Annotated in this window: 28 protein-coding genes and 1 tRNA gene; 14 read left to right on the top strand and 15 right to left on the bottom strand. The window is 46.9% G+C overall.

Features of this window, described 5'->3' with window-relative positions; all coding sequences use genetic code 11:
- Nucleotides 1–117: 117 nt before the first annotated feature.
- The 5 genes from ASG89_RS38430 to ASG89_RS06745 all read left to right on the top strand — a co-directional run bounded on the left by ASG89_RS38430 (nucleotide 118) and on the right by ASG89_RS06745 (nucleotide 4,078).
- Nucleotides 118–507: an aminotransferase class IV gene (locus ASG89_RS38430; RefSeq protein WP_321166480.1), complete on the top strand. Its 390-nt coding sequence runs from the start codon at nucleotides 118–120 to the stop codon at nucleotides 505–507.
- 17 nt (nucleotides 508–524) lie between these two features.
- Nucleotides 525–923, top strand: coding sequence for an aminotransferase class IV (locus tag ASG89_RS38425; protein ID WP_321166479.1), 399 nt, complete (start codon nucleotides 525–527; stop codon nucleotides 921–923).
- 360 nt (nucleotides 924–1,283) lie between these two features.
- Nucleotides 1,284–2,294, top strand: coding sequence for an ABC transporter substrate-binding protein (locus ASG89_RS06755; protein ID WP_082592806.1), 1,011 nt, complete (start codon nucleotides 1,284–1,286; stop codon nucleotides 2,292–2,294).
- Nucleotides 2,295–2,369: 75 nt separating this feature from the next.
- Entirely contained in the window at nucleotides 2,370–3,284 is a 915-nt protein-coding gene (locus ASG89_RS06750) for an ABC transporter permease (protein WP_057309837.1), read from the top strand.
- Nucleotides 3,284–4,078 carry an ABC transporter ATP-binding protein gene (locus tag ASG89_RS06745; RefSeq protein ID WP_057309836.1) on the top strand — a complete coding sequence of 265 codons (795 nt, stop codon included), beginning with the start codon at nucleotides 3,284–3,286 and terminating at the stop codon, nucleotides 4,076–4,078. Before ASG89_RS06750 ends, ASG89_RS06745 begins: the two co-directional genes overlap by 1 nt.
- Before the next feature lie 128 nt (nucleotides 4,079–4,206).
- Here ASG89_RS06745 and ASG89_RS06740 read toward each other — a convergent pair whose 3' ends face one another.
- The gene (locus ASG89_RS06740; protein WP_057309835.1) at nucleotides 4,207–5,046 is read right to left on the bottom strand and encodes a biotin/lipoate A/B protein ligase family protein; all 840 of its coding nucleotides are present in this window, start codon (nucleotides 5,044–5,046) and stop codon (nucleotides 4,207–4,209) included.
- A 214-nt stretch (nucleotides 5,047–5,260) separates the two neighbouring features.
- Between ASG89_RS06740 and ASG89_RS06735 the strand changes: the two genes are divergently transcribed.
- From ASG89_RS06735 to ASG89_RS06725, 3 genes are all read left to right on the top strand, one after another.
- Complete coding sequence (locus tag ASG89_RS06735) at nucleotides 5,261–7,051, top strand: DEAD/DEAH box helicase (protein WP_057309834.1); 1,791 nt, start codon at nucleotides 5,261–5,263, stop codon at nucleotides 7,049–7,051.
- Nucleotides 7,048–8,049 carry a YqhG family protein gene (locus tag ASG89_RS06730; RefSeq protein WP_057309833.1) on the top strand — a complete coding sequence of 334 codons (1,002 nt, stop codon included), beginning with the start codon at nucleotides 7,048–7,050 and terminating at the stop codon, nucleotides 8,047–8,049. Before ASG89_RS06735 ends, ASG89_RS06730 begins: the two co-directional genes overlap by 4 nt.
- A 116-nt stretch (nucleotides 8,050–8,165) precedes the next feature.
- Nucleotides 8,166–9,110, top strand: a complete 945-nt coding sequence (locus tag ASG89_RS06725) for a hypothetical protein (RefSeq protein ID WP_057309832.1) — start codon at nucleotides 8,166–8,168, stop codon at nucleotides 9,108–9,110.
- A 107-nt stretch (nucleotides 9,111–9,217) separates the two neighbouring features.
- Here the strand turns inward: ASG89_RS06725 and ASG89_RS06720 are convergent, their stop codons facing one another.
- Both ASG89_RS06720 and ASG89_RS06715 read right to left on the bottom strand, forming a co-directional pair.
- Entirely contained in the window at nucleotides 9,218–9,409 is a 192-nt protein-coding gene (locus ASG89_RS06720; RefSeq protein WP_057309831.1) for a YqzE family protein, read from the bottom strand.
- An 89-nt stretch (nucleotides 9,410–9,498) separates the two neighbouring features.
- Nucleotides 9,499–9,780: a hypothetical protein gene (locus tag ASG89_RS06715; protein WP_057309830.1), complete on the bottom strand. Its 282-nt coding sequence runs from the start codon at nucleotides 9,778–9,780 to the stop codon at nucleotides 9,499–9,501.
- Between the two features lie 167 nt (nucleotides 9,781–9,947).
- Between ASG89_RS06715 and ASG89_RS06710 the strand changes: the two genes are divergently transcribed.
- Nucleotides 9,948–10,172 carry a hypothetical protein gene (locus ASG89_RS06710; protein WP_057309829.1) on the top strand — a complete coding sequence of 75 codons (225 nt, stop codon included), beginning with the start codon at nucleotides 9,948–9,950 and terminating at the stop codon, nucleotides 10,170–10,172.
- A 112-nt stretch (nucleotides 10,173–10,284) separates the two neighbouring features.
- Here ASG89_RS06710 and ASG89_RS06705 read toward each other — a convergent pair whose 3' ends face one another.
- Nucleotides 10,285–10,938 (bottom strand): Bax inhibitor-1 family protein, encoded by a 654-nt coding sequence (locus ASG89_RS06705; RefSeq protein ID WP_056615922.1) that lies wholly within the window; start codon nucleotides 10,936–10,938, stop codon nucleotides 10,285–10,287.
- Nucleotides 10,939–11,078: 140 nt separating this feature from the next.
- A tRNA-Leu gene (locus ASG89_RS06700) sits at nucleotides 11,079–11,162 on the bottom strand.
- A gap of 112 nt (nucleotides 11,163–11,274) precedes the next feature.
- Here ASG89_RS06700 and ASG89_RS06695 point away from each other — a divergent pair.
- Nucleotides 11,275–11,460, top strand: a complete 186-nt coding sequence (locus tag ASG89_RS06695) for a hypothetical protein (protein WP_057309828.1) — start codon at nucleotides 11,275–11,277, stop codon at nucleotides 11,458–11,460.
- Nucleotides 11,461–11,712: 252 nt separating this feature from the next.
- Here the strand turns inward: ASG89_RS06695 and ASG89_RS06690 are convergent, their stop codons facing one another.
- Together ASG89_RS06690 and ASG89_RS06685 are read right to left on the bottom strand one after the other, a co-directional pair.
- Entirely contained in the window at nucleotides 11,713–12,498 is a 786-nt protein-coding gene (locus ASG89_RS06690) for an adenosylcobinamide amidohydrolase (RefSeq protein ID WP_235549643.1), read from the bottom strand.
- Entirely contained in the window at nucleotides 12,485–12,748 is a 264-nt protein-coding gene (locus ASG89_RS06685) for a hypothetical protein (protein WP_057309826.1), read from the bottom strand. The genes ASG89_RS06690 and ASG89_RS06685 overlap by 14 nt, the downstream gene beginning before the upstream one ends.
- Before the next feature lie 174 nt (nucleotides 12,749–12,922).
- Here ASG89_RS06685 and ASG89_RS06680 point away from each other — a divergent pair, with 174 nt between their 5' ends.
- Nucleotides 12,923–13,240, top strand: a complete 318-nt coding sequence (locus tag ASG89_RS06680) for a hypothetical protein (protein WP_057309825.1) — start codon at nucleotides 12,923–12,925, stop codon at nucleotides 13,238–13,240.
- A 75-nt stretch (nucleotides 13,241–13,315) separates the two neighbouring features.
- On the opposite strand, the gene ASG89_RS06675 is transcribed toward ASG89_RS06680, so the two are convergent.
- Nucleotides 13,316–13,642, bottom strand: a complete 327-nt coding sequence (locus ASG89_RS06675) for a hypothetical protein (RefSeq protein ID WP_057309824.1) — start codon at nucleotides 13,640–13,642, stop codon at nucleotides 13,316–13,318.
- Nucleotides 13,643–13,722: 80 nt separating this feature from the next.
- A complete protein-coding gene (locus tag ASG89_RS06670) occupies nucleotides 13,723–14,292 on the bottom strand; it encodes a xanthine phosphoribosyltransferase (RefSeq protein ID WP_057309823.1) in 570 nt (189 codons plus the stop codon).
- Between the two features lie 386 nt (nucleotides 14,293–14,678).
- On the opposite strand from ASG89_RS06670, the gene ASG89_RS06665 reads away from it, so the two are divergent.
- Complete coding sequence (locus ASG89_RS06665; RefSeq protein WP_057309822.1) at nucleotides 14,679–15,395, top strand: hypothetical protein; 717 nt, start codon at nucleotides 14,679–14,681, stop codon at nucleotides 15,393–15,395.
- A 51-nt stretch (nucleotides 15,396–15,446) separates the two neighbouring features.
- Here ASG89_RS06665 and ASG89_RS06660 read toward each other — a convergent pair whose 3' ends face one another.
- Entirely contained in the window at nucleotides 15,447–16,079 is a 633-nt protein-coding gene (locus ASG89_RS06660; protein WP_057309821.1) for a DedA family protein, read from the bottom strand.
- Nucleotides 16,080–16,226: 147 nt separating this feature from the next.
- Between ASG89_RS06660 and ASG89_RS06655 the strand changes: the two genes are divergently transcribed.
- On the top strand, nucleotides 16,227–17,267 hold the full coding sequence (locus ASG89_RS06655) for a hypothetical protein (protein WP_057309820.1): 1,041 nt from the start codon (nucleotides 16,227–16,229) through the stop codon (nucleotides 17,265–17,267).
- Here the strand turns inward: ASG89_RS06655 and ASG89_RS06650 are convergent.
- From ASG89_RS06650 to ASG89_RS06630, 5 genes are all read right to left on the bottom strand, one after another.
- Nucleotides 17,199–17,636 carry a hypothetical protein gene (locus ASG89_RS06650; protein ID WP_057309819.1) on the bottom strand — a complete coding sequence of 146 codons (438 nt, stop codon included), beginning with the start codon at nucleotides 17,634–17,636 and terminating at the stop codon, nucleotides 17,199–17,201. The two genes, ASG89_RS06655 and ASG89_RS06650, sit on opposite strands and share 69 nt — an antisense overlap.
- A gap of 62 nt (nucleotides 17,637–17,698) precedes the next feature.
- Nucleotides 17,699–17,974 (bottom strand): hypothetical protein, encoded by a 276-nt coding sequence (locus ASG89_RS06645; RefSeq protein ID WP_057309818.1) that lies wholly within the window; start codon nucleotides 17,972–17,974, stop codon nucleotides 17,699–17,701.
- A gap of 61 nt (nucleotides 17,975–18,035) precedes the next feature.
- Complete coding sequence (locus tag ASG89_RS06640; protein ID WP_057309817.1) at nucleotides 18,036–21,257, bottom strand: AAA family ATPase; 3,222 nt, start codon at nucleotides 21,255–21,257, stop codon at nucleotides 18,036–18,038.
- Entirely contained in the window at nucleotides 21,254–22,531 is a 1,278-nt protein-coding gene (locus tag ASG89_RS06635) for a metallophosphoesterase family protein (RefSeq protein ID WP_057309816.1), read from the bottom strand. The genes ASG89_RS06640 and ASG89_RS06635 overlap by 4 nt, the downstream gene beginning before the upstream one ends.
- A gap of 26 nt (nucleotides 22,532–22,557) precedes the next feature.
- The gene (locus ASG89_RS06630) at nucleotides 22,558–23,721 is read right to left on the bottom strand and encodes a glycosyltransferase family 4 protein (RefSeq protein WP_057309815.1); all 1,164 of its coding nucleotides are present in this window, start codon (nucleotides 23,719–23,721) and stop codon (nucleotides 22,558–22,560) included.
- Between the two features lie 172 nt (nucleotides 23,722–23,893).
- Here ASG89_RS06630 and ASG89_RS06625 point away from each other — a divergent pair, with 172 nt between their 5' ends.
- Nucleotides 23,894–25,030 carry a GGDEF domain-containing protein gene (locus ASG89_RS06625; RefSeq protein WP_063867743.1) on the top strand — a complete coding sequence of 379 codons (1,137 nt, stop codon included), beginning with the start codon at nucleotides 23,894–23,896 and terminating at the stop codon, nucleotides 25,028–25,030.
- The last annotated feature ends 102 nt before the right edge of the window (nucleotides 25,031–25,132 follow it).

Genomic DNA, 25,132 nt, shown 5'->3' with positions numbered 1-25,132 from the left:
TTTACTAGCTTTGACGCGTCTCTCATCCTTTGTTAACCTATAAGTAGGATACCACATCATAATAATGATTAGAACATATGTTCCGTAATTATTTTTTTAAAGAAGGAGCGCACCTACATGTATTTTTATAAAAATGAATTCGTACATAAACAGGACATACACATCTCACCAGATGATCGCGGTTATTATTTCGGAGACGGCATTTACGAAGTGTTTCGCGTCTACAATGGACAGATTTATGAAGGTGCTGCCCATATGCAGCGACTCGAACGAACAGCGAGTGAAGTACGCCTCCCTTTACCGCATACGAGCGATGAAATCCTAGCTATACTAACCAAACTCATTCATCATAATAACCTCATTGAAGGCACCGTTTATTTGCAAATCACCCGTGGAGAGGCGCCTCGCGCACATCCTTTTCCGACACAGGCTGCACCAATTTTACTAGCCTACTGCTCTGAGAGAATGGTATCCAAGCCGTTACACAACCTGATATTCGCTGGTTAAGATGTGATCTCAAGACCTTGAATTTGCTTCCAAATGTACTTGCCAAGCAAACAGCACTCGATCATGGGGTACAAGAAGTCGTACTTCATAGGGAAGGTACGGTAACTGAATGCAGTGCCTCTAATCTGATGATCGTGAAAGATCAGGTTCTCTACACGCATCCTGCTAATCACTTGATTCTGCATGGTATTACACGTGCTGTCGTACTCCGAATAGCTCATGCCTTACAAATACCAGTCAAGGAAGAAGCCTTCACAACGGAACAACTTCTGTATGCGGATGAGGCCTTTATCACAGGGACAACAGTGGAAATCACACCAATCCTTCAAGTAGACGGACTATCCATCGGGACTGGTGCACCTGGTCCAACAACCCAGAAGCTTCAAACTGAATTCGAAAGAACCTTCCTCAATTAGAAGGCTCACACTCCCCCCACTATGCAAGGGCAACCCTAGTCATCTCGAATGGCAACTATGGTTGTCCTCTTTTTTGCGTACAAGTCTTATCTCTTCATTCGTTATAATTTTTCATTCCCTCGGCATATCTTTACAAAAAAATCACAATTTCGGATAAAACAATTGACGGAAACCCACGAGCCAATTAAACTATGGTTAATTAAAAACGAATTTGGACACTCTGCCCACTAATACTTTGCCAAGCAAAAGCGTTAAAGTGGTAGGCGAGCAATACGTCCAAGCAATCATCTGGGAACATAGAGAGGGGTAATTTTGTTGAAAAAGAAAGCACTCGCATCCATCGTATTATCAGCAGCTATCATGTTAGTAGCAGGTTGTGGTCAAAAAGCTGAACCAACTCCAGCAACAGGTGGCGCAGCGTCGTCAGTAACGCCGGCAGCTACGGCAGCCGCATCCAAAACTTATAAGATTGCGATTTCACAAATTGTTGAACATCCTTCTTTGGATGCAACACGTCAAGGTTTCCTAGCTGCACTTAAAGATGCAGGCATCGTAGAAGGAACGAACTTGAAGGTAGACTTCAACAACGCACAAGGCGATCAACCCAATAACTTATCCATCGCTCAAAAAATAGCATCCGCTGACAACGATCTTGTACTAGGTATTGCAACGCCATCTGCACAAGCAGTCGTACAGCAAGTGAAGAAGGCTCCAATTCTTTTCGCAGCTGTTACAGACCCTCTTGCAGCTAAAATCGTAACCAACGTGGATAAGCCAGGTGGCAATGTCTCCGGAGCTTCTGACACGAACCCAATGGCTGTTGCCCAATTAATGGATTTCGTTGCTGCAAACATGCCGAAAGTGAAAACAGTTGGCCTAGTTCTTAATGAAGGCGAGCCCAATGCGGTTATTATGGCGAAAAATGCGGAACAATCTTTAACAAAGCACGGCATTAAGCTTATCAAAGCACCAGTAACGAACACATCAGAAGTGAAACAAGCTGCGCAATCTCTTGTAGGACGTGTAGATGCTTTCTTGATTACACTGGATAATACCGTAGTTAGCGGCGTGGATGGCATCATTCAAATTGCTAACGAGAAGAAAATTCCATTCTTCTCCAGTGACCGTGATACCGTTGAAAAAGGAGCTTTCGCAACAGTTGGCTTCAAGTATTATGATCATGGATACCAAGTAGGCCAAATGGCCGTCGACATTCTCAAGAATGGTAAGAAACCGGCTGACATGAAAGTAACGGTTCCTGACAAAATGGATCTTATCCTCAACCTTAAAGCAGCTAAAGCTCAAGGCATCGAAGTAACAGATGCGATGAAAGCCGCTGTTAAAGATAAAGAGAAAAACATCATTCAGTAAGATCGATGTAAAGACACAAAAGGGGTGAACGTCACTTTCGTTCATCCCTTTTTTTCAAAGTAAGGAGGATTATTCATGATGAGTTCAATGATTGGTGCCACCGAGCTAGGTCTGCTCTATGCCTTGATGGCGCTAGGTGTTTATATTACGTTTCGCATTCTTGATTTCCCCGATCTAACGGTAGACGGGAGTTTTACAACTGGTGGTGCCATTGCTGCGATTCTAATCGCAAATGGCTACTCACCGATTCTTGCTTGTGTAGCCGCTTTTGCAGGTGGACTTATTGCTGGCGCTTGCACAGGACTGCTTCATACGAAGGGTAAAATTAATGGGCTTCTGTCCGGGATTCTCATGATGATTGCCCTGTATTCGATTAATATGCGCATCATGGGCAAGCCGAACATTTCGCTTCTTGGTGTAGATACTTTGTTTACTTCCATGTCACCCATTGCTGTTGTGTTGATCATTGTAATTGTATTCAAATTGTTACTTGATGCTTTCTTGCATACCGACCTGGGTCTATCGCTCCGAGCTACAGGTGACAATGCACGAATGATTCGCAGCTTCGGTGCCAATACGGACCGAACAACGATTCTTGGCTTGAGCTTATCGAACGGGTTAGTGGCGCTATCCGGTGCGCTCATCGCTCAGCAATCTGGCTTTGCTGACATCTCGATGGGTATCGGGATGATCGTGGTCGGACTAGCTTCCGTTATTATTGGGGAAGCGATTTTTGGAGCTCGCTCGGTTTTCCAAGCGACACTAGCTGCTGTACTCGGTTCCATCGTATACCGAATTGTTGTCGCATTGGCGCTCAGAATCGAGTGGCTTAAAGCATCCGACTTGAAATTCATTACCGCGATTATCGTTATTATCGCGCTCGTCCTGCCTTACGTGCAGCGAGCGATTAATCAAAAAGCGAACGCCAAGCGCCGATCTGCTGAGCTCCTCGAGCTCGCGCTGAAAATGAACAAAGGAGGTGAGCGTTAATGCTGCAGCTCTCGAATGTTTCCAAGCTCTTCAATCCTGGTTCCGCCGATGAGAAGATTGCGCTCATCGGCATTAACCTAACCCTGAAGCCCGGTGACTTCGTCACGGTCATCGGCAGTAACGGCGCCGGTAAATCGACGCTGATGAACATCATCTCCGGCGTCATGACGCCAGACGCCGGCGAAGTGCGTATCGATGGTGAAGCCATTCACCATCTGCCAGAATACCAGCGCAGCCGCTGGATCGGCCGCGTCTTTCAAGATCCCATGGCGGGGACAGCTCCTCGAATGACCATCGAGGAGAATCTCGCCATGGCGCACGCCCGCGGCAAGACACGCGGGCTCAGCTTCGGCACCAACGCGCGGAAGCGCGAGCTGTTCCTCGAACAGCTGCAGCGCCTCGGCATCGGCCTGGAGGGCCGTCTGCGCGCGAAGGTCGGTCTGCTCTCCGGCGGCGAGCGCCAAGCTCTCAGCTTGCTGATGGCGACTTTCACCAAGCCGCAGATTCTGCTGCTTGATGAGCACACCGCCGCGCTCGATCCCGCGCGTGCTGAACTGATCACACGATTGACCGAGGAAATCGTGCGCGAAATGAAGCTGACCACACTCATGGTCACGCACAATATGGAGCAAGCGATTCGTCTTGGCAATCGACTGATTATGATGGATAAAGGTCGCATCATTCTAGATGTGAACGAGGAACGGAAGAAGGACCTCACGGTAGCGCAGCTGCTCGGTGAGTTTGAGCACATCAGCGGCAATAAGCTAGCGGATGACAGAGTCGTACTCGGCTAATTACAAAAGGACAGTCCTTTGAGTAGATTTTTCTACCTGCGGACTGTCCTTTATTTTGGATGATTCAGCTAACTGGATAAACTCCAGCTATTTTAGATCATTTTCGGCCAATTTCTCGAATAACTGGATTAACGCCGTAAATTCCACTCATCCGTGCCATATTTCTCAGCAACAAGTCGCTCCGTAAGCTCAATCTCATAGTCCGTCAACGTCGACTCAACAAGTTCAACTCCAAGCCCTAGTGCAATTTCACGTCGGAACGCTTCCTCCACTTCACCAATCATCACTTCCTTCTTCCCTTGTGCACGCAGCAATTCATTAATCGCCACCGCTTTCTTCAAGAAGCTTTGTTTCATACGATCGGCCACCTTCTCATTCGAGAAGCGCAGCATCCGAAATAACTGATCCGTATCCATGTCCAGCAAGATGGAACCATGCTGCAGGACCACATTTTTCTGACGTACTTGTGCGCTGCCAGCCACCTTACGACCTTCAACGACCAGCTCATACCACGATGGTGAATCGAAGCAAGCCGCAGAGCCAGCGGAGGCGTATTTCTCTTTTTCCTCATCGCTAGCGAGCTGCACCATTTCTGCTGCAAGGCCTAGCGCACGAAAACCTTGCAATAGCCCCTCACTCAACACGCGATAAGCTTCCGTCACATTCCGGGGGATGCCTGGATAATCCTCAGCCACGATGATGCTATACGTCAGCTCTTTATCGTGCAGCACAGCTCTTCCGCCAGTAGGCCGTCTCACAAAGCCAATTCCCTCGTTCGCTACCGCTTCCTGATCCACTTCAGCCGCCTTTTGAAAATAACCAATAGATAACGTAGCAGGATTCCATCCATAGAAACGCACCGTTGGTGGAACTTTACCTTCACTGTGGGCGGTAAGTATCGCTTCATCTAAAGCCATATTTTCAGCAGGAGAACGATCCCCTGTATGTATAAATCGCCAATCTGTCATCTCATTCGACTTCCTTTCGTGTATAACGTCACTTTTCCCCAAAAACTAACCTCTATCATATCATATTCAAGTTCCGCGTTCGACCTGTGACCGCAACCCCCAGTAAAACTCTTACATGGGAAAAGTTATGAAAGATTCTTCTCTGGACATACTAAGATGTACGCGACATTTGCGAGGATAAGCACAGTATCAGATCGTTTAGGAGGGCACTGCCATGCGTCAACATGATCAGCAAGAGAACATTCGCCCCATTCATAAACAGCTGGATATGCATTTTGAGAGGGACTGGTTTACCGAGCTGGACAATCGTGTACGTGGAGGAGGTCCCTGGGATGACTGGACCTTATATCAGCTTGCCTACGAATCGGAAGAATCGGGGCTTATTTCTACGTTTGATGATATGCAATGCCTTGCGCACTTAGGGACGCTAGAACCTATGGCGCACCAGATTGATACAGCGAAACGAGTACTCAACGAGATGCGTGGACGTGCTATTTTGGCCGATGAGGTTGGACTTGGGAAGACGATTGAAGCTGGTTTAATTTTAAAAGAATACATGATCCGTGGTCTTGTCCGCAAAACACTTATCCTTGTACCCGCTTCCCTTGTCTTGCAATGGGTTCGAGAATTGAATACCAAATTCGGCATTCCTGCTGTTGCGCATAAGAAAGCCTACATGTGGCAGCAAGCTGACATTATCGTGGCCTCGATGGATACGGCCAAAAGAGACCCACATCGCGAGATTGTGATGGGCCTTGAATACGATATGCTCATCGTCGATGAAGCGCACAAGCTGAAGAATAAGAAAACGACCAACTACACCTTCGTCAACGAGCTGCGCAAAAAATACTGCCTGCTCCTCACAGCTACGCCTGTGCAGAACGATCTCAAAGAGCTCTACAACCTGATTACCCTGCTGAAGCCAGGTCAGCTTGGCGGGCAGAACAGCTTCAAGAGCAACTTCGTTGTTGGCAAACGAACGCCGAAGAATGAGATTCAGCTGCAGCAAGAGCTTTCTAAGGTAATGATCCGCAACCGTCGGGGAGACGGGGGTGTTCACTATACGAAGCGTATTGTGCGTAATATCCCTCTCACTCTCTCGGATGATGAACAAGCGCTCTATGATGGGGTTACGAATTTCGTACGTACACGCTATTCCGAGAGTGGCGGCGATCTCAGCTCTATGCTTTCGATGATTACACTTCAGCGTGAGGTGTGCAGTTCGCGAGACGCTGTGTTTATTACGTTGGTGAATTTATTTAAAAAGACAGCCGAAGACTCGCCAGTTCGCCCCAAAATTTGGGAGCTCGTCGAGCTTATTCGCAGCATTAAGTCTAATAGTAAAGCGGAAACCACGATGCGTCTCATCCAAGATATCAATGATAAAGTCATTATTTTCACGGAGTATCGGGCATCGCAAGAGTATTTACTGAACTATCTCAAAGAACATAAGATTACGGCAGTCCCGTACCGAGGCGGCATGAATCGCGGCAAAAAAGACTGGATGATGGATTTATTCCGTAACCGTGTCCAAGTGCTTATTGCAACTGAGGCGGGTGGCGAGGGCATTAATCTCCAATTTTGCCACAACATGATCAACTTTGATCTCCCGTGGAATCCAATGCGCGTAGAACAACGGATCGGCCGGGTCCATCGGCTCGGACAAACACATGACGTGAACATTTATAACTTATCCACAAGGAATACCATTGAAGAACATATTCTTTCGTTATTGCATGAAAAGATTAATATGTTTGAACTAGTTATTGGGCAGCTGGATACGATTTTGGAGAAAATCGAAAAACGCGGCTCGCTTGAAACATCCCTATTCCGCATGGTGATGGAAGCCGGATCCGGTGAAGATATCCGTCGTAGAATCGATGAACTTGGTCATTCCATCAGCGAAGTAAGAGAAGAAATCGAACAAAACCCGCAATATGGCGCCAAGTTCCAAGACATCCTTGATGCTGTTGGCGGTTCCCAAGGTGTGGAGGTGGGCCCATGAATAAACGAAACATCCACTCGTTCGTGATGCGTTTTCTGGAAGCCTACGATTGTCAGATTCTAGAGAAAACACCTGCCTCTGTGACGGTCAAGCTCTCTCCCGATGCAGATCGGGAACTGACGGGCCGACCCTACTATTGGAGCTTCATTGAGCGAACCGGTGCTGCTGCGGAAACGATGACTTATAAATTCGTGTTCGATCCGGAGCAGATGAAGCTCGAAACGAAACCGAAGGCTGCAGCTGTGACCGCTGTCCAAAACCCTCCGTCCACTGGCTACGGGCCATCGGGTACAGGCGGTGCTGGTGCTCCTGCAGGGAGTGCGCCGGACAGTATACTCGGCCGTTATTTCGGTTTCGTTCCGACGACCATCACGGCGCGAGTTCCACAAGATGATGTCACCTTCGGGAGCCGGCGGCTTGACCAGATCTTCGGTATCGTTCGCGAGCGAGGAAGATTTATCCATTTATTCGAAGAGCCTTTCCCAACGGGGGCGACGTATCATGCTTCCCTCGTCTACAATACGTGGCTCTGTGTGAACTACAAGGTTGAGCTTCTCTGTGACCGTAAACGGACTGAAATTCATTCTCTTGCGATTCAGCTGGGCACCGGTGAAATTCGCGAGCATTTTCATAAGCAAATGCTTACGAAAAGTCTGTCACCGAAGCTCCCTGCGAATAGTCATATCTTACCGGACACGATCTCCATCCCGAAGGCGATTAATGCCCTGGAGATGATGCTCGAGCGTAAAGTCAGCACCTATGACCACCGCTGGGCCGATGAAGCGAATGCCCGTCATCGCAGTGAAATCGATCGTGTTGAGGGCTATTACAATGGCCTTTTACTTACAGCAGAACCTGACAAAAGAGATGAAATCGAAATCCAATGTCGGAATCGCTTAGAAGAGATCGATTGGCAGCATAAGCCGCGGATCGCTGTATCCGTCATCAATGGCGGACTATTTCACTTAAATGCAAGTCGAATCGCATCCAGGAACTGACGCAAGTCGCTAAAACCTCGCAAATAATCCGCAACAGGTTCTAACATTCTTTTTAAGGCATACGCATTACAATAGTCACATACACTAAGAGGTTAGCGAGAGGCAGGTGAACGAAGATGAAATCGTGGACCACTTGGACAGCCACTTGTATTATATTGTGCAGTATTGGCTTCATGCCCCTACACACTTCAGCTGTTGATAACATAGGCGGGACAAGCCCTACTCAGGCGCAAGTGAAGGAACCTACTAAAGCGACAGCCTCATCACCAGACTTGTCGAGTACATCAACTTTCAGTTCAACGATCGATAAGTGGCAGTCAACACTTGCGAAGGAAGATGGTTTCACAGGCTGGCTGCACGCACACTGGAACAGCTACCCACTCGGACCTGGCACTCATGGCTGGGCCGTCATCCTCACCGATCAAGGGCAAGAAGTGGGCTACATGATTGTGCATGCCGTTGATGGCGGCGGTTTCCGTTTGATCGAATATGGGACAGGCTCATCTCCGCTATTTAGTTTAGCTACGTTGTATCGTTCTTTGATACAACGAGAACTCATTCCTTCTACTATCCTTTACGACGAATTTGTGCAAAATGAAACGATTATTAAAGACCGCTTATATATGGATACACTTACTTCTGTTTGGAAAATCGCCCTAGATGACGAGACCTACTATCTCGATGCCAAATCCGGGGAATTGCTCCCGTTGACTGAGGATCCAACGCCACGAATGGCGTATGCTCTGAGTTTTCCCTCCGATTTATCGTATGGAACCGCTCAAACCCTGAAACGCCCCCCAGTCGATCCATATGAACGTATGCCATGGATTGAAGGCACACCGCTTCAAGTGACATCCTTGCCCGAGCTCAAGATTGCATTGGAGCAGCAAGGGGATCTAACCTACGTCACAGAGCTGTACGATGCTCAGGTGACGATGCCGTTAACCGTGTTAGGTTATCAACAATGGATATTTGGGGATAACTATCTCATCCTCGAGCACAATGGCCCGCGATATGTGCAGTTGGATGCTTCGCTTGGGCTTGGGGAGATTTATCCATAGTCAGAGGTAAACCGACTGTTACCCTGTTGCAAAATAAAAAGTGGCTGGTCACAAGTAGAAGATTCATTCTACAAGTGATCAGCCACTTTTCGCACATTGTACCACGCTCATTTTCTCGACTTCGTTCGGTCAAACAACATCCGCGTCGCTAATGGCAGCATCCCAAACCAACGTGTTTGCCAACCCTCGCGTTGTTCCTTCATCGTCGCTTTGGCTTGTTGACGAACTTCCTTCGGCGTGTCGATATAGGTAACGACTTGTTGAGTTATGTACTTCACAAGATCATCGCTTTTTGCCATACCCCCACCTGCCTTTACCCTTATTGTAACCAGAGCAACAGGGCTTTAAACTACTTGAAGACAGGTGGCAGGCGCTTACATATTGGCAGTTACCCTGGTCTTCCGCCGCTCTCCGCAATAATTTTATCAGCAAAGGATTTAATCGTGCCGCAGCCTAACAGCATTGGCTTATTATCACATTGCAACAGCAAAGTTTGAGCACTCGTATCCCAGGCATATTGGAAGCCAACATTCATGCTGACGACTGAAATCGTAAATTTGCCTGATGCTGTGCTCGGAATAGCAAACCCCTGCCTCCTGCCTACCTGCTGCAGTGCTCTGAATACGGAAGGCGAAATCCCTTTGTACATCCACGTGCTACAAGTTGCCATAGGTTTTCTCACCTCTTTCAATTAGGATCATTAAATTGTATGAGGCAAGAGCTGAATTCGTGCTTATTTCAATAAAAAGCCTATAGCCAGATCGTTGCATTTGCTTCTAATCTCGTCCAACCAACATAAGCTAGAGTAACTAGAGAGAGAAAGAGGTGTCCGTTTGAATGTGGGAACTAATGCTTACAACCGAGCAGCTTGACATTTATATGGATGAAGTCAATCTTAGACTCGAGATCCGATTAAAGTCAGAACGAGATTTAGCACCTTTGACCATTCGTATGAACCATACAGACTTGACTCAGTTAATCTATACCCTGTTGGAAATCAACCGAAGTTTTCGAGGAGATATTCCTTTTTTTCATACGAAAAAGCTCCCAGGTAGAGCCTAGCCAGACAGCAAAAAAGCACAATGTACTCCCCACCATCCCGTGGTTCGGAGCCATCGTGCTTTTTTGTATTTCATCGTGCTTTTTTGTATTTCATCGTGCGTAAAATCGATTGTTAGTTTCTGTTGATACCCGCGATTGAAGCTATAAAACGCAGGATATATAGGAACAAGTTAATAAAATCTAGATAAATATTCAAAGCTGCAAGTGGTACTGCTTCCGCTGCGACACCGTTGCGATATTGAGCTACATCGTAGAGAACCCAGCCACTGAAGATCAGAATCCCCACCATGGACCATACCAAATTCATCATGGATCCAAAATGTAAAAACATGCCGAGCACACTCATTAGCACAAGTCCTATTGTGCCTGCAAATAAGAACCCGCCTAAAAAGCTAAAATCGCGCTGAGAGCGGTGTGCGTAGAAAGCCAATGAACCGAAAATCGCTGCTGTTGCAAAAAAAGCGCCCGATACCACGCTAGCCCCAAGCTGACCGCCGTAAGCCATGATGACAGGATATAGCGTCACGCCTGAAATGGCTGTAAATGCGTAGAGAAAGCCGTAGCCAATATTTTTGCCGCGAATTCGAATCACAATAGCGGCTACCAGCATCGCCACCTCTGCAATAACGAAAAGCATAACCATAGATGGCGGCACTACCATCGCACCGATCAATGTTCCAAGAAATGAAACCAATAACGAAATGGCAAACGTTTGAAGCACATGTGCAAAGCTGCCGGATTGTGTGATCGTAACTGTTCTATCCATGAAATTCAGCTCCTTTAGATATAAAGAAATGTACAATCTATCCTATGTATTATACTTGTATTTCATGAAAACCGCTATAGCGGTGCGGTTGGACGTGAAAACACCCTTCTCTGAGAAATCAGAAAAGGGTGTTTCCGCGATGCGATCAAGAGGACTCGAACCTCCACGGGGGTAAGCCCACACGGACCTGAACCGTGCGCGTCTGCCAATTCCGCCATGATCGCGTTTACAAAATTAATATACCATGTGACGCAAAAGCTCGTCAATCAAACTTTTGCTGCTGAGGTATAATTCCCTCGCCACTTCCTAACCCTAATCCCAAAGGAGGGATGATCTATGGATGAAGAAGAAATCAAAGCATTAGAGCCGAAATATACGGGCAATCAGCGTCATTTAACCGAGGGTGAAGCACAGGGAATCGTGCACGATCCGAACTTCAAAAACGAGAATGAAGATGACGATATCTCTGATATCGACGCGCTAGCGGCCGGACTTGCCTACGGCGTGTTTCGCAGAACGTAAGTAGTGTCAACTTCGCAAAAGAGGAGGGTCCTAAGCCAGCAATGTGGCCGTGGACCCTCTTTTGGCTATCCTCCAAACCACTCTGTTTGTATCGCGAAAATAAGTGTGCATTTGCATCTTCGAGCGTTCATTCCGCTGGCAGAGTGGGTAGTCGCAGGAGATTATGCTCCTTCTCACTGCTGTAAGCGTGTTTTTCACGGTTACAGCGACTCAGATGGACGAGGCTCATCTTCGACAGCGTGTCTACGCACGTTATCCCTGTGAAGGCGTCGCTGTGCGCCTGCTCATTTCAAGCTCATATAACTGTCCAGATGCTAGAATAGCTTCATGAACCGTTCTGCCAATCAAGTACCCCAGCGTCGTCGCTGTGCCTGCATAACGGAATGTCGTTCCTCTGCCCGTTGCGGCAATCAACACAGCATCTGTCGATGTTCCTGTTGCAAATTGCCCATTGATCGTGATGTTCAATGCCTGAAGTGCAGCTGCTTTCGCTTCAGTAGCGGTAATAACCGCATTTACCATGGCCGCATCCGTCAAATGACCTTCAATGACAACAATTGTGTTAATCGTCCCTGGATAGAGCGAAGTGGCTGGCAATATGGCCCCTGCTCGTGCTTTATTCCCTAGTCCAACGGTCACCCAAGCAGCAACACGCAGTGATTCATCCTCTTTTACCATTTCTCCAGGCAGTTCACGACCTTCTTCCTCAAGTGGCCAAGCTAACTCCTTGAATCCAACATCATTCACCCATGCCGCGGTGAGCATCCCAGCCGTTTCTGCAGGCTCCAGCCCTTCTTGAGCGATGAAAGCCTCCATTTCAACCAATGGATCTGTCTCGTTGTACGTCTTGTCCACTTGTCGATTCATCAACACCCGATGGTGACCAAATCCACCTCCCCATGGAGAGGAATTCAACGTACGCAAGGGGTTTTCACTTGTAATCTGCATATACCGACCATATGGCGATACCACTAGCTTCATCCCCACACCAGCTATTAAACTTCTAGCCGAAACTCCCCCTCTCTCACTCTGCATCATCGGATAGATCATCCGGCGCTATCGTTTCCTGAGGCAACATAAACGCTGGCGGCCTTTCATTCTCATAAGGCTGATACACGTATCCGCGGGCCAGCTTGACGACTCTTCGGTTTTTTTTGCGAATAAGAACCGTCTCATCATCCCAAGCTACCACTATGCCACGAACATCGTTCACAGGGCTGACATCTCTAATAACTCGCAGCAGCGTACTATCTACGCGATATTGATCCAATTGTTCTTCTGTAATCATCTATGTAGCGCCTCCATCATTAATATCGCAAACTATATATACTTTGTTAGCATACACCAATTTGCGCTTCGTTGAAACTTTACATAATTCCAATCATCTTCGGTTAACTTAACGAGGACGAGGCACGCGATAAGGCAATGGCTAACTCATGCCTACCTTAGGGGGGACATTACAATGGAGAAGAGAACGTACTACATCAATGTAGGCACGGGAGAAGTACTCGAAGATAGCACAGCACTTGATTATGAATTTGAAATATCTGCAACCGAAGATGATATCGCCAAACTTCAAGAGCTTTTTGAGGAAACTGACAATTCGTCTCAAGGCAGCTACGCGACTTCTTGGCTCCCTTGGAAAGTATATTATTCCAATGAAACGAATCAGGAATATGATTACTATTTAACCGAAGTATATCGTACGCTGCACCGACTTGGCTCTGAACAAACCAAACGGCATATCGAAACCATGAACGTGTTAGAAAATGGCATCTAGCTATCGCTTACCAAAACAGTAAAAAGGCCAAGAATCCCTATGGAATTCATTGGCCTTTTGTCATTTATGGTTTATTTAACTTACATGCTCTTTCGAATCGTTCGTTTCAAACCAGAAATCAAGGACTTTGCTTGACATCACACGTTTCTTAATATAATCCGCTTGTGCAACAGAGAACTGCTGTTCCCACTCGATTGTTAGCTCCGTACAAAGCTTCACGATCGTTAACAACTCGGACCAGGCTACATAACGCTTATACCAGAAAAATTGCGGGTGTTCAATCATATACGGATACAGATCATCAAACTCTGTATGTTTACAATCAAGCGCACGTTCAAAGTGAGTCTTTGCTTCTCCTAGCTTTGTCATGAAATAGTCAATGGAACCATTTTCGATACCCATAGATGTCAGCCTCCTCTCTTACCTTGTAATCATTATAAAGGATAAATCGGATTCAGGGAAGTCATTGTCGAGATGTAAAATCAGTCAAAAGTAATCTTCCCGTTCGCGAGTGAAGCAATTCGAGCAAGTGACTCAACGCGGATACCGCGTTCACGAATGGATTTGCCGCCATTTTGAAAGGATTTCTCAACAACAATCCCAACACCGACAAGCTCTGCTTCTGCTTTCTCCACAATGCGAATTAAGCCGCGTGCAGCATCTCCATTGGCGATAAAATCATCAATCAACAGGATGCGCTCCCCTTTACCCAGCAAATGCGAGGACACCATAATATCGGTAACAATTCCTTTTGTAAAAGAAGGAACTCGTTCACTATACGTATCTTGATCCATCGTCAACGTCTTCTTGCGACGAGCAAATACCATGGGAACTTCAAGCTGCAGAGCCGTCGTATACGCAATAGGAATACCGGAAGATTCCACAGTCAACACTTTGTCTGGCTTCGTTTCTCTAAACAATCTTGCAAATTCCTTGCCCATCTCCATGATGAGAACAGGATCTACCTGGTGGTTCAAAATAGCATCAAGTTTAAGTACTTGATCTGAAGCAACGACGCCGACCTCTAAAATCCGCTGTTTTAATAACTCCATGAAACCTGCCCCCTATAGCTGTCTATTATGAGTAAGTTACCATATTGCTCCCGCCTCTTTCAAGTCCATTTAGAAAATAACAAAAAACACTGAAACTTTTTGGGCTTTCATGATGTCTATATATATATATGAGGTTTTCACTCAACTGGAATACGTTCTAGAATTGCTCACATTTGGGCACGAAGAGCTATTTGAAAACCTTTGATAAAACAGTATCATTAATCTTACTGATCTTTTTTACCACATAAGAATTTATAAGTTTCCGATTCACGGAAGAACAATTTCTTATTGGCGATAAAAACTACATTTAAAACGCGGTCGCGCATCCTCGAAGGACTTCGATAGAAGTTTTTCTCACTTCAACTACTCTTCGGAGGAAAGGATAGATGGCAATGAACAACCTAATTAGACCCATCGTTATAGGCTTTATGCCTGTTGCAATTGCATCATTCTTGGTGACTGGATGCCAAGAATCATCTGCTCCTGCTCCAAAGGCTACCATAGACGTAACATCAACGTATGCACCTTCACCAGTAACTGAGGAAACCACGCCTCCCATTATCGTCGTAACTCCGACGGCAACACCTGTGGTAGACGAAAGCATTAAACATGAGGCACAAGTAGCTGGTATTACCAATGTGGATACAAGCGATGCATCCTCATCGCAAGTTTTCACAAGCCCGAAACCCTCCGCTAAACCGAAGGTTAAAGCTGAGGATGCGTACCAGCAAGAAAAGCCTACCTTGATGGGCTTAAAGCTTGGCACTCCGAAATCTACGGTATTGGAACGCTTTGGTAAAGTGAAGAAGCAATTCCTGATGGAAGATGACAACATTGAGGTATACGATTTCAACGACTTTTCGGTTGGTTTCAATAGCAAAGGAATGCTTGAATTCGTAGATGTGCATTCAGTTGACATTGATCCAGGGTTGCATGGCTTGCGTTTAGGGCAAAGTGGGCAGGATGCGATCGCCATCTTAGGTAAACCTGATACGAAATCCACCTACGTATTGTCTTATAAAGCGCAAGGTACGCTGCTTAAGATCGATCTCGACCCCCATGATAATACAATCCAGTCTATTAAGCTTTTTGCAAATTCTTAAACTTGCATGAACTAAAAAAAAGACCATGAATTCACCCCTAGAGGTTGAATCTCATGGTCTTTTTTTCGGTTTACGTTTCAATACAACAATGTGATGGTTGCGAAAACGAAGGTAGATTAGTACACCAATTGCAGCGAGAATGACCAATATGAATAATGAAATCCCCATATAGGTATGCATCAACTGTAAAAAACTTTCATAATTGTTGCCGATAAAGCGGCCTAGTGTCAGAAAGGTTGTACACCAGAGCAGCGCCCCGGTTCCCGCATACAAAATATACTTATAAAACTTCACGCCGCTAACGCCGGACAAATAACAGGTGAAATGACGTACACCAGGTACGAAATAACCGAAGAAAACCGTCCATAGACCGTATTTCTTAAACCAGCCTTCCGCCTGCTCAATTCGCTTTGGTGTGAGTTTAACCCATTTGCCATAGCGTGTAAGAAAAGGCTTACCCACACGGTGCCCGATCAGATAGCTGATCGTCATGCCTGTCATCGTGCCTGCATAGGTAACCGCTAAGGTGGGAGCAAATTCGAAAGGACCTCCAGTTACGGTCAAAGAACCAATGAAAGTCATCAAGGTTTCATCTGGAAGAGGAAGCCCTATGAGTCCAGCTGACATCAAAATATAGATAGCTATATAGCCATATTGACTAACAAAATCAATCAGAGTTTCCATCTCAACCGACACACTCCCGTGCAAATCATCATCTAAGTTAATATCTGAAATAGGACATCATCTAGGGCTTGCCCCAAGTTACAGTCATGCAAGCTTACGTACAAACATACCTTGTACTATATCAAACGAAAGAAAGCGAGGCAATATATGCGAAATCATGCACAGATTGTCCGTGTCGCCTTCACCTACATCGGAACCGTCGTTGGGGCTGGCTTTGCTTCCGGGCAAGAAATCCTTCAATTTTTCACTCGCTATGGCTCGCTGGCAACATTAACCATCGCTTTATCAACCGTATTGTTCATATGGATTGGCATACAACTTATGCTTATGGCACATGACTTGAAAGCAGAATCCTATGAGGATTTGAATAAAGTGCTTTTTGGTGAAAAAATCGGAAAGTGGATCAGCTTGTTTATGATGGTTGTTCTGTTTGGCATTACAACCGTTATGTTAGCGGGTGCAGGGACGGTTTTTGAAGAACAGCTGCACCTCTCGTACACCACAGGGCTACTCATCACGCTCGTACTTTCTTATGTCGTTCTAACACGCGGGATCAAAGCCATCATGACTGTAAACTCCATCGTTGTACCGATTATGCTGCTCTTCAGCTTCGTCATTGTCGTGTACACCTGGCATTCACCAACGTCCGGCAACTGGCTGCGTATCTCAAGCGATGATTCTATGGTTCGTATCTGGTTTGCACCATTTCTGTACACGGCATTTAATTTGGCCATGGCACAAGCTGTGCTCGTTCCAATGGGAGGTGCGATTCGCGATCGCGCTGTGCTCTATTGGGGCGGTTTGCTTGGAGGTGCAGGCATTGGACTGCTTCTTCTATCCGCACATTATGCCCTATCCGCACAAATGCCAGGCATTGCACAGTTTGAAATTCCGATGGGAAATATTATGACAAAACTAGGCTATTTCCCGCAAGTCGCTTATTTACTCGTTATTTACGGTGAAATATTCACGACCTTTATCGGGGATGCCTATGGCTTATCCATGCAGCTCCAGCAACGAATCAAGATACCTCCCAAATTGTTGCTCATCGCCATTTTACTTCTCAGCTATGCCATCAGCCACATCGGCTTTAAAACGTTATTAACCGCTTTATATCCGCTATTTGGCGTAGTCAGTGTCGTTTGGTTGGTGCTGATGATCTGGCGTAACCGCCGAAGTACGTTGTAGTGCACTCGCTGGCAGGAAGCTGAGTACGATAATCAACCGTATGAACAATAACAGCATCCCCATCGCAGAAAGGATAATACCTGTAAGTAAATAAGCCCAATGGAAATTCGCAATTTCCGTCTGATCTCGACCCACAGCCACTAGCACTGCGATCATGAGTAGAAGACCTATGATAAATAAACCAATGACAGAGTAATCCATGATCGTCCATCTGGAGAAATAGGTAACCGCAATCTGGGCTTGGCCAATGGCTCTTGGCGAAGCTGCTTGCTGCCTCCATAACTGATGTACTGTCCATGCGGTATAGATGCCGGCACCTGTCACAAACAGACCGACCACCGCACCTAGAATAGCTAAAAATAAATTCATTCCTGACCCCTCCTTTCATCTGACCATGAAAGCATGAAACCTTGAGACCTTGAGACCTTGTGCTAGTGCTGACGTAATCCGTAAATGAGCAATAACGTGCAGCCAAAGCTAATGACTGGGAGCGCATAAAGCAACGGTAGAATCATTACGTGAGGAAGCTTCATCGCAGGAAACCATAGCAGCTGTAGACGCTTCCTTTCCGTCTCCCCGTCCTCCAGATTGTCCTGATGTGCTCGAAGTGCGTCTGTCGCGCTCTCATTCCACTGAATCTTGCCTTTTTTCCATCCGACTTGATAGGAAATTTCTCTGTGATCTTTCCGTTTCTCGTTTCCTTCCACGTTCCAGTCCCTCCCATCTCATGCCTTCTATAATTGCGTGTTCCAAACATCCGGTCAACCTCTATAATTGAATATACAAGTGATCAGGAATTATCTTAGCTGCCGCATCGCGTACATGACCATGGCAGGTAAATAGCAACACCTGATGACGCTGACTCAACTCAGCGAGGACACGCAAACAACTTTCCATCCGTTCCTCATCGAAATTCACCAGAATATCGTCCAAAACCAACGGTAGAATAGCTTTACCGCCATACTCTTCTACAAGGGCAAATCGCATGGATAAATACAATTGCTCAGCTGTCCCACGACTAAGATGATTCGTGTCGACCTGTTGACCATTTGCTCTTACCGCGAGTAATCGTTGTTCACCGAATGGTGCTTTTACAGCTTCAAATGCACCGTTCGTCATCATTGTGAAATACATAGATGCCCGCTGAAGCACGCCTGGCTGACGATCCTTTTCATATAGTTCACGCGCCTTTTTCAATAAAAGCGCAGCAAACGAAGCCACCGCATATTGATTCACTTGCTGAGATAACGTCGTTCGAATTCCTTCCGCCTGCAATCGCAAATTCGCCGCTTCTGCCCCTTGCTCCAGCTTCTCAATCTGCCCCGAAAGCTTGCCAATGACCTCTCTGTGCTCATTCGTTTGTGTGATGGTCTCCGACAGCTTCTGTTGCAGCGAAGCAGCAAGAAGTGCCAGATCTTCTTCTCCCTGTGATTCCATCAACTCCATAAAGCCCGCCATTAATGATCGGCTTACTAACGATTCAAAGGAGGCATGGAGTACCCTGCTTTCATCTTCCAACCTCTTGCGTTCCAGCAGTTCGCGATCCATAATTCGCAAGTGTTCACCGTCTTGCGCAGTGGCTTCTTGTAATAGTTGATGAAGACGTGTCTGTGTCCGATCCATATGTTGCTGAGCCAGTAACAGCGTTTGTTCCGTTTCTTCAATCAACTGTTCAGTTTGCCTGCGTTCCGCGATACGCACGTATTGGCGCTGCTCATCTTCTTTCCATCGCTTCAATGCAAATAAATAATCTTGGTTGGAAGGGGGCAATTCAAGCAGTTGACGAACCGTTTCTTCATAGGTATGAACAGTTTCAGTTAACATGTCTAACTTTGATGTTATTTTGTGAAGTTGCCGCAACCCTTCTTGTGCCAACTCGATGACCTGGATCGTTTCTAGCAAGGCATCTGTCGATAGATGTGTGCCAACCCCTAGACCTTGCAACCATTCCCCCCAGGCGGTGTAGATCTGAAGAGTGTCTTTCTTAACTTCTTCTGCATGGTGTATCCGCTGCTCGACTTGCTGCTGAAGCAGTTGCAAATTTTCCCGTGCATCCCTTAATTTCTCGAGCTTGCGGAGCTGCTCACTATGTACATGCTTACCTTTATCTATCTCACGGAACCAAGCATCCAGATGTGGTTGTAGGTCTTGAATCGACATACTTGCATTCCGATAAGATCCCTGCTTGATAAATTCTGTTGCAGCAGCAGCTTCTTGCTGGTTGAATTGCTGATCGTACACGTGCTCAAAATGGCGTAGCTGCCCCTGAATGCGGTGTTCCAGCTGCCCAAGCTCCTGCTCCAAACGATGATCATGAACAATCATGGGAGGCATGGCACGGGACGCTCTGCTCCCTTCCACATGACGCCCCATAAGCCAAATATAGCCAGTCACCCCAGCAAAAATAAGGAAAATGCATGCAGCTGCGAGCCAATTTCCCTGCCATCCGATAAATAACGGCAAGATAAGTGCTAGAATGCCAGCTGCTATCATCATACGTTGACGAAATGCACGCGTTGCATCTTTACCGGCTTTCGTCGCATCTTCGAGACTCTGCAAGTATAGATGCTGCTCGGCTTGACGTTCTTGTAGATGTGTAAATTGACTTGTTACTAGCTGCCATCGCGCATAATCCGAAGCTAATTTCTGTAATAAAATCAATGGATCAGCGCCTATCTGCTCCGAGCTTGCTTGTAATCCTTTGCATGCCGTTTCAAGATGACCTACCTGTTCTTGTCCTCGCGCAACCTGCGTATGCATGCTCTCTAACTCTGCTTGGATGCGCAACTCAAGCTCCGTTCGGTTCCGGAATTGCTCCTTATAAGTACGCACTTGTTCACGTAGTGAAATCGTCACGGCGAACGATGCAACATCAGTCTCATCCCATTGCACATCCAAATTGGATAGCAGTCTATCCACTTGAGCTCGTTGATGTGAAACCTCAACCTGAAGCTGCTCAATCTGGCGCTTATGCTCCTCATAGCTAGCCGCTTGCTCCAGCAAGTGGTTCAGCTCGATTCCATGAGTGAGTACTTTGGGCTCCAGCTGGAGCGCAGCCAGCTCTCCGCGCAAGCTCTGCACACGTAGTTGCAGCTTGTCGCATTCTGCTTGGAGGCGCTCCTGCTCCGCCTCGAGTGCCTCCAGCCTTGCCGTCGCCTGCTCCGGAAAGCCCGGCCGCGCCGGCAAGCTCTCCAGCTCGCGGCCGATTTGCCGCAAGCGGCGCCAGCCGCTGCGCGCCTTGCCGGCCAGGCCGAGCTTGTGCAGCTCCGCGCGCAGCGCCTCCTGCTGCCCCTCCAGGGCAGCAACGCGCGCCTCCGCGGCGCGGCGCTCTTCCTGCAGCCGATCGTAGTCGGCTGCCCCATCACGGCTGCGGCGCAGCGACTGCTCCAGACCCTCGAGCTCCTTCAGGAGACGATTCATCTCCTGATTGCGTCCGCGGGGTCTGTACAGGCCGTCGGCCTGCGCCGTCAGCTTACGCTCGGCCTCCATGATGGCCGAGCCGCTTACACCAAGCCCAGCGCTATACAGATAGCCGCTGAGCTCGTCCGTCTGCAGGGAGCGAAGCTCCTGCAGCTCGGTTAAACCAAAAGCGAACAAGCTGCGATAGAGGTCGGCCGAGAGGCCGCCTAGCAGCGTGTTCAGCAGTTCTTCGCCGCCGGTGGTGCCACCCTCGAGTGTGACCTTGACGAGCCCAGCAGAGGCTCGTTTGCCGCCGGTGGCGGGCGCGTCGTAGCGCTCGACGCGGATGCGCTGACCCTGCTCATCGAGCAGGGTTAGCGCGCCTCCGTGGGCGCCGCCGCCCAGCGGCTCGTAGCGCTCCGACCGGTTCGTTCGCGTCGGAAAGCCGAACAACACCGCTCGGACGAAGCCCATGAGCGTGCTCTTACCCGCTTCGTTGGCGCCGTAGAATACGGCCAAATTACTGTCTGTATGCAGCTGCCGATCACGCAAGCTGCCAAATCCATCGACTTGGATGGCGATAATTCTCATCCAGGTCCCCCTCCATCCGTCGTTAGCAAATCTGCAACTAGCACTTCTGCAGAGCGCAGCCATTCGCGCAGTTGTTCATACGTTGCTGCAGCTGGATTCCCAGCAGATTGAGGCATTCCCTGCAAAGCTGCAAGTGCCTCGCTTGCAAAGTCATCCAGAGCCTCCTCATCACTTTGCAGCACCGCCGCATACCTTAACAGATCGCCTAGGAAACTCTTCTCTTCCATAATACCTGCCAGATCAAGCTCACTGGCCGTTCGATCTTCGATCGATTCGATCCACACGAAGCTGCTCCGTTCCACTTCATCTTCTCTTAACTCATCTATCAATTCTTGTAAGGCCAGCCCTTTGCGCAGTCGTTCATGAATTCCACTACGACCTTCCAATACAATGCGTACAATCCCATCTCGGCCGTTAGCGTCTTGGCGAAGCCGATCCAATAGCTCGCCTAAGCTATCCTTTAATACTTGCTCCGATGTAATTGAGGTCACGGATAGTGTTTCTTGAAACCAACGAACTGTGTCTAACGCGCGAAATATAAGCTCTGCTCGTCCATTCTCATCGATGTCTACGAGATAACAACCGCGAGGCCCTGTTTCCCTAATACTCCGGCCTTGGATGTTGCCTGGGTACACAATCGCTGGCTGTAGGTTTATAACCTGTCTTGTATGTACATGTCCAAGAGCCCAGTAATGCATGCCAGCATCAATTAAATCCTGCTTGCTGCATGGGGCATAATTATCGTGATGAGGATCCCCATCGACATTCGTATGCAAAAGTCCAATCTGACAGACCCCAGCCTGTCCTCTTTTAAATCTCAAAGCAAGATTCTCTGTAACCGCTGAACTCCCGTAGGATATTCCGTGAATTTCTGCGATAATGCCACGATCTTCCTTCACAACCTGTAAGGTGTCCACATGCTCAGACGCAAAAAAATGAACGTCTGCCGGCCAAACCAACTTCGCGGCACGTCCATCCTCGGGGTCATGATTACCATGTATAATATAAACGGGAATGCTTTTTGTCGCCAATTGCTCTACTGCTTTCTGAAAACGAATTTGCGCCCGCAGTGAACGATCCGATACATCATAGACATCCCCGCTAATCAGTACAAAATCTACTTCTTCTTGTATCGCAAGCGCCACAAGCTCCTTCAACGCTTCGAACGTCGATTCTCGAACTCGCTCTCGAACCCGTTCAGGAAGCGCCGACATGCCTTTAAATGGGCTATCTAAGTGCAAATCGGCAGCATGTATAAACCGCAGTCGTTTCATGGCTCTAACGCCTTCCTTTATGAACTTTATTCCTGTTGACCTGTTTCTTCTTGACTTATATGTTCCTTCACTTGATAACGTTCATACACACTTTTCAACTGACGAAGCACACGATTTAATGAGTAGGTTTTTTTCGCCTTTTCCCATGCAGCTCGTGCTAAATTGTAGCGGAAGCTAGGATCTATGACGACTTTCTCCAAGGCATGGCTCAATGCCATGGCATCCCCGACAGGTACTAGCAAGCCATTGTGACCATGCTCGATTTGCTCAGCGATCCCACCCACATTCGTACCGATCAAAGCTAACCAACATAGCGCTGCTTCTGCGAATACAGACCCGAAGGCTTCCGCACGAGATGGCAGAACAAACACATCGAAGAATGGCATGAACTCTTCCGGATGAAGCATATATCCATAAAAAATCGTATCTTCATAAATATTATGCTCGATGGCTAATTTCTCAAGTTCTTCACGGCACGGTCCATCGCCAATGATATGCAGAACAAAAGGATGTCCACGTTTCTTCAGCTCGCCGCATGCAATGAGCAATGTATCCAAGCCCTTCGCGGGAACCAAACGACAAACCGTAATAAATTGCGTGACTTGATTTTCATGAGAAATCGGACGAAATCGCTTCTCATCAAAGCCATTTGGAATGACGCCAATGCGTTCACTGTCCTGAACATATTCAGCAATATACTGTTTAAATGAATTTGAAACCGTAATAATTTGATCGACCTTCGCCTCTAACTCCCCATAGATCTGGGTTAGAAATTGATGTTCCACACCATTTTCCACAATGCGCCCATTTAAAATTAGCTCTCGCTCAAAACTGGAGTGAATGGTCAAAATGACAGGTGTATCTGGATAAATTTGTTTCATAACCAGTGCAGCAATCGGATGATGGGCATGTATAATATCAAATTTCTTAGAAATTCTGAGCTTTGTCCACCATACATAATCTTTATAGGTTTGAATGTATTTATCAATAATTGGGTTCCCGGCATACTTCCGCCAATCAAATGTAGCGAATGACACGTCCTCGGTTCCTTTGCCGCGAATACGTTTAGGTAGCGAGAACAGTTCCATCTCCCAACCTTTTTTATTAAATCTTTCCAAAATATAGGGAACCATGGATGATACCCCTCCCGGTTGTTCCGGGGGAAAAAACAATGCTTGCAATATGTTCATTGCATGAGCCCCTCTCCCAAATCCTTGAGCTTACCTTACCTATTGTAACTTGTGTCAGTCGAATAGAAAAGAGAACACGACCTCTACAGCACAAATGTTCTACCCCTGCTCCGTTTTTTCCTTTATAATAGAGTCTACATCTGTGGAAAAATAGACCAACTTGGAGGAACTCATGGACATCATGGAATTACTTTTCGGTGAATTAGCTTCGTTTCTATCCCATGCCATGATCGTCGTTATGGTTGCGCTCATGTTCGTGATCTCACTTCGGTTGTTTCTAGACCGACGCAAAAAAGCGTATATGTCCATGACGATATCGCTCATCTTCGTTGGCATCCATGGCTTACTATCTATTTATTTCTTGCTTAGCGGGATCCACACGAGCCTCGCTGATTATTCGCAGATTATGCTCAAAATCATTTCATTTGTACTTATAAATATGGGAATTTATCAATTATATAATCGTACGAACCGCAAGCAATATATATTTTTCTATGGCTTGATCATCATGGGATTTGTCGTTTCTACGCTCCACTATATTGTTCCAAATATATACAGCGGGACTGCACATCAGGTTCGCCTTCTGCAAGATATTGGTCTTGAGTTATATGTATTCGTGCTCATTTTTCTCTGCTTCTATATGATTCCACCCTACATCGGTCAGCAAATGAAATATCAACTGGCTTTGACGGTTTACTTTTTATTCCAGACGTCTCACCTTCTAAATACGTATGTGTATGATAATGCGCAGCCAGTGCTTATCCTGGCAGTCAATCTACTGCCTGTCATCTATTACTTTCTCTTATTTATGATTCTCTTTGAACGTGTCGTTGAGCTCATGCAAGCCATCTACAATTCATCAATTACAGACGGTTTAACTCGACTCTATAATCGCAAATTTTTCTACAACCGTGTTACACAACACGTTCAGCGCCACTTGCCAGTTTACATTTTGTTCAGTGATATCGATAACTTCAAAAAGTTAAACGATACACAAGGACATCAAATGGGAGATAACGTGCTCAAGCAGGTCGCGCAAATTATGAAGGATGAAGCTGAGGAATGCGGGATTGCCGGCCGTTATGGCGGTGAAGAAATGGTTATCTTGGTGTCCGATCCCCACGTGAAAATGGATGCGTTCGCAGAGCGAATCCGCAGTCGCATTGAGAATGAAACGATTGTAACCGCGAGTATCGGGTACAGCAAATATAAGAACGGTTTAAGCGCGGAGGAACTCATTAAACAAGCTGATGAAGCCATGTATCGCGCCAAAACAACAGGCAAGAACAAGGTTGTGAAGTTTGCCTAATTCGCTAAGTGATCAAGGAAATAAAGTTCGTTAGTGGTCGTTCACTTTTGTGAACAACCACTTTTTTCTAGGTCTAGGGGTTCGTAATTAATGCGGATATAA

This window comes from Paenibacillus sp. Soil766 (assembly GCF_001428105.1).
Taxonomy (GTDB): domain Bacteria; phylum Bacillota; class Bacilli; order Paenibacillales; family NBRC-103111; genus Paenibacillus_E.
Note: the sequence above shows the minus strand (reverse complement) of the source record. Positions and strands in the feature narration are given on the sequence as shown.

Excerpts from the sequence above, each read along its gene's own strand:
- ASG89_RS38430 (WP_321166480.1), top strand. The coding sequence starts at position 118 with ATGTATTTTTATAAAAATGAATTCGTACATAAACAGGACATACACATC.
- ASG89_RS06755 (WP_082592806.1), top strand. The coding sequence starts at position 1,284 with ATGTTAGTAGCAGGTTGTGGTCAAAAAGCTGAACCAACTCCAGCAACA.
- ASG89_RS06750 (WP_057309837.1), top strand. The coding sequence starts at position 2,370 with ATGATGAGTTCAATGATTGGTGCCACCGAGCTAGGTCTGCTCTATGCC.
- ASG89_RS06745 (WP_057309836.1), top strand. The coding sequence starts at position 3,284 with ATGCTGCAGCTCTCGAATGTTTCCAAGCTCTTCAATCCTGGTTCCGCC.
- ASG89_RS06740 (WP_057309835.1), bottom strand. The coding sequence starts at position 5,046 with ATGACAGATTGGCGATTTATACATACAGGGGATCGTTCTCCTGCTGAA.
- ASG89_RS06735 (WP_057309834.1), top strand. The coding sequence starts at position 5,261 with ATGCGTCAACATGATCAGCAAGAGAACATTCGCCCCATTCATAAACAG.
- ASG89_RS06730 (WP_057309833.1), top strand. The coding sequence starts at position 7,048 with ATGAATAAACGAAACATCCACTCGTTCGTGATGCGTTTTCTGGAAGCC.
- ASG89_RS06725 (WP_057309832.1), top strand. The coding sequence starts at position 8,166 with ATGAAATCGTGGACCACTTGGACAGCCACTTGTATTATATTGTGCAGT.
- ASG89_RS06720 (WP_057309831.1), bottom strand. The coding sequence starts at position 9,409 with ATGGCAAAAAGCGATGATCTTGTGAAGTACATAACTCAACAAGTCGTT.
- ASG89_RS06715 (WP_057309830.1), bottom strand. The coding sequence starts at position 9,780 with ATGGCAACTTGTAGCACGTGGATGTACAAAGGGATTTCGCCTTCCGTA.
- ASG89_RS06710 (WP_057309829.1), top strand. The coding sequence starts at position 9,948 with ATGTGGGAACTAATGCTTACAACCGAGCAGCTTGACATTTATATGGAT.
- ASG89_RS06705 (WP_056615922.1), bottom strand. The coding sequence starts at position 10,938 with ATGGATAGAACAGTTACGATCACACAATCCGGCAGCTTTGCACATGTG.
- ASG89_RS06695 (WP_057309828.1), top strand. The coding sequence starts at position 11,275 with ATGGATGAAGAAGAAATCAAAGCATTAGAGCCGAAATATACGGGCAAT.
- ASG89_RS06690 (WP_235549643.1), bottom strand. The coding sequence starts at position 12,498 with ATGATGCAGAGTGAGAGAGGGGGAGTTTCGGCTAGAAGTTTAATAGCT.
- ASG89_RS06685 (WP_057309826.1), bottom strand. The coding sequence starts at position 12,748 with ATGATTACAGAAGAACAATTGGATCAATATCGCGTAGATAGTACGCTG.
- ASG89_RS06680 (WP_057309825.1), top strand. The coding sequence starts at position 12,923 with ATGGAGAAGAGAACGTACTACATCAATGTAGGCACGGGAGAAGTACTC.
- ASG89_RS06675 (WP_057309824.1), bottom strand. The coding sequence starts at position 13,642 with ATGGGTATCGAAAATGGTTCCATTGACTATTTCATGACAAAGCTAGGA.
- ASG89_RS06670 (WP_057309823.1), bottom strand. The coding sequence starts at position 14,292 with ATGGAGTTATTAAAACAGCGGATTTTAGAGGTCGGCGTCGTTGCTTCA.
- ASG89_RS06665 (WP_057309822.1), top strand. The coding sequence starts at position 14,679 with ATGGCAATGAACAACCTAATTAGACCCATCGTTATAGGCTTTATGCCT.
- ASG89_RS06660 (WP_057309821.1), bottom strand. The coding sequence starts at position 16,079 with ATGGAAACTCTGATTGATTTTGTTAGTCAATATGGCTATATAGCTATC.
- ASG89_RS06655 (WP_057309820.1), top strand. The coding sequence starts at position 16,227 with ATGCGAAATCATGCACAGATTGTCCGTGTCGCCTTCACCTACATCGGA.
- ASG89_RS06650 (WP_057309819.1), bottom strand. The coding sequence starts at position 17,636 with ATGAATTTATTTTTAGCTATTCTAGGTGCGGTGGTCGGTCTGTTTGTG.
- ASG89_RS06640 (WP_057309817.1), bottom strand. The coding sequence starts at position 21,257 with ATGAGAATTATCGCCATCCAAGTCGATGGATTTGGCAGCTTGCGTGAT.
- ASG89_RS06635 (WP_057309816.1), bottom strand. The coding sequence starts at position 22,531 with ATGAAACGACTGCGGTTTATACATGCTGCCGATTTGCACTTAGATAGC.
- ASG89_RS06630 (WP_057309815.1), bottom strand. The coding sequence starts at position 23,721 with ATGAACATATTGCAAGCATTGTTTTTTCCCCCGGAACAACCGGGAGGG.
- ASG89_RS06625 (WP_063867743.1), top strand. The coding sequence starts at position 23,894 with ATGGACATCATGGAATTACTTTTCGGTGAATTAGCTTCGTTTCTATCC.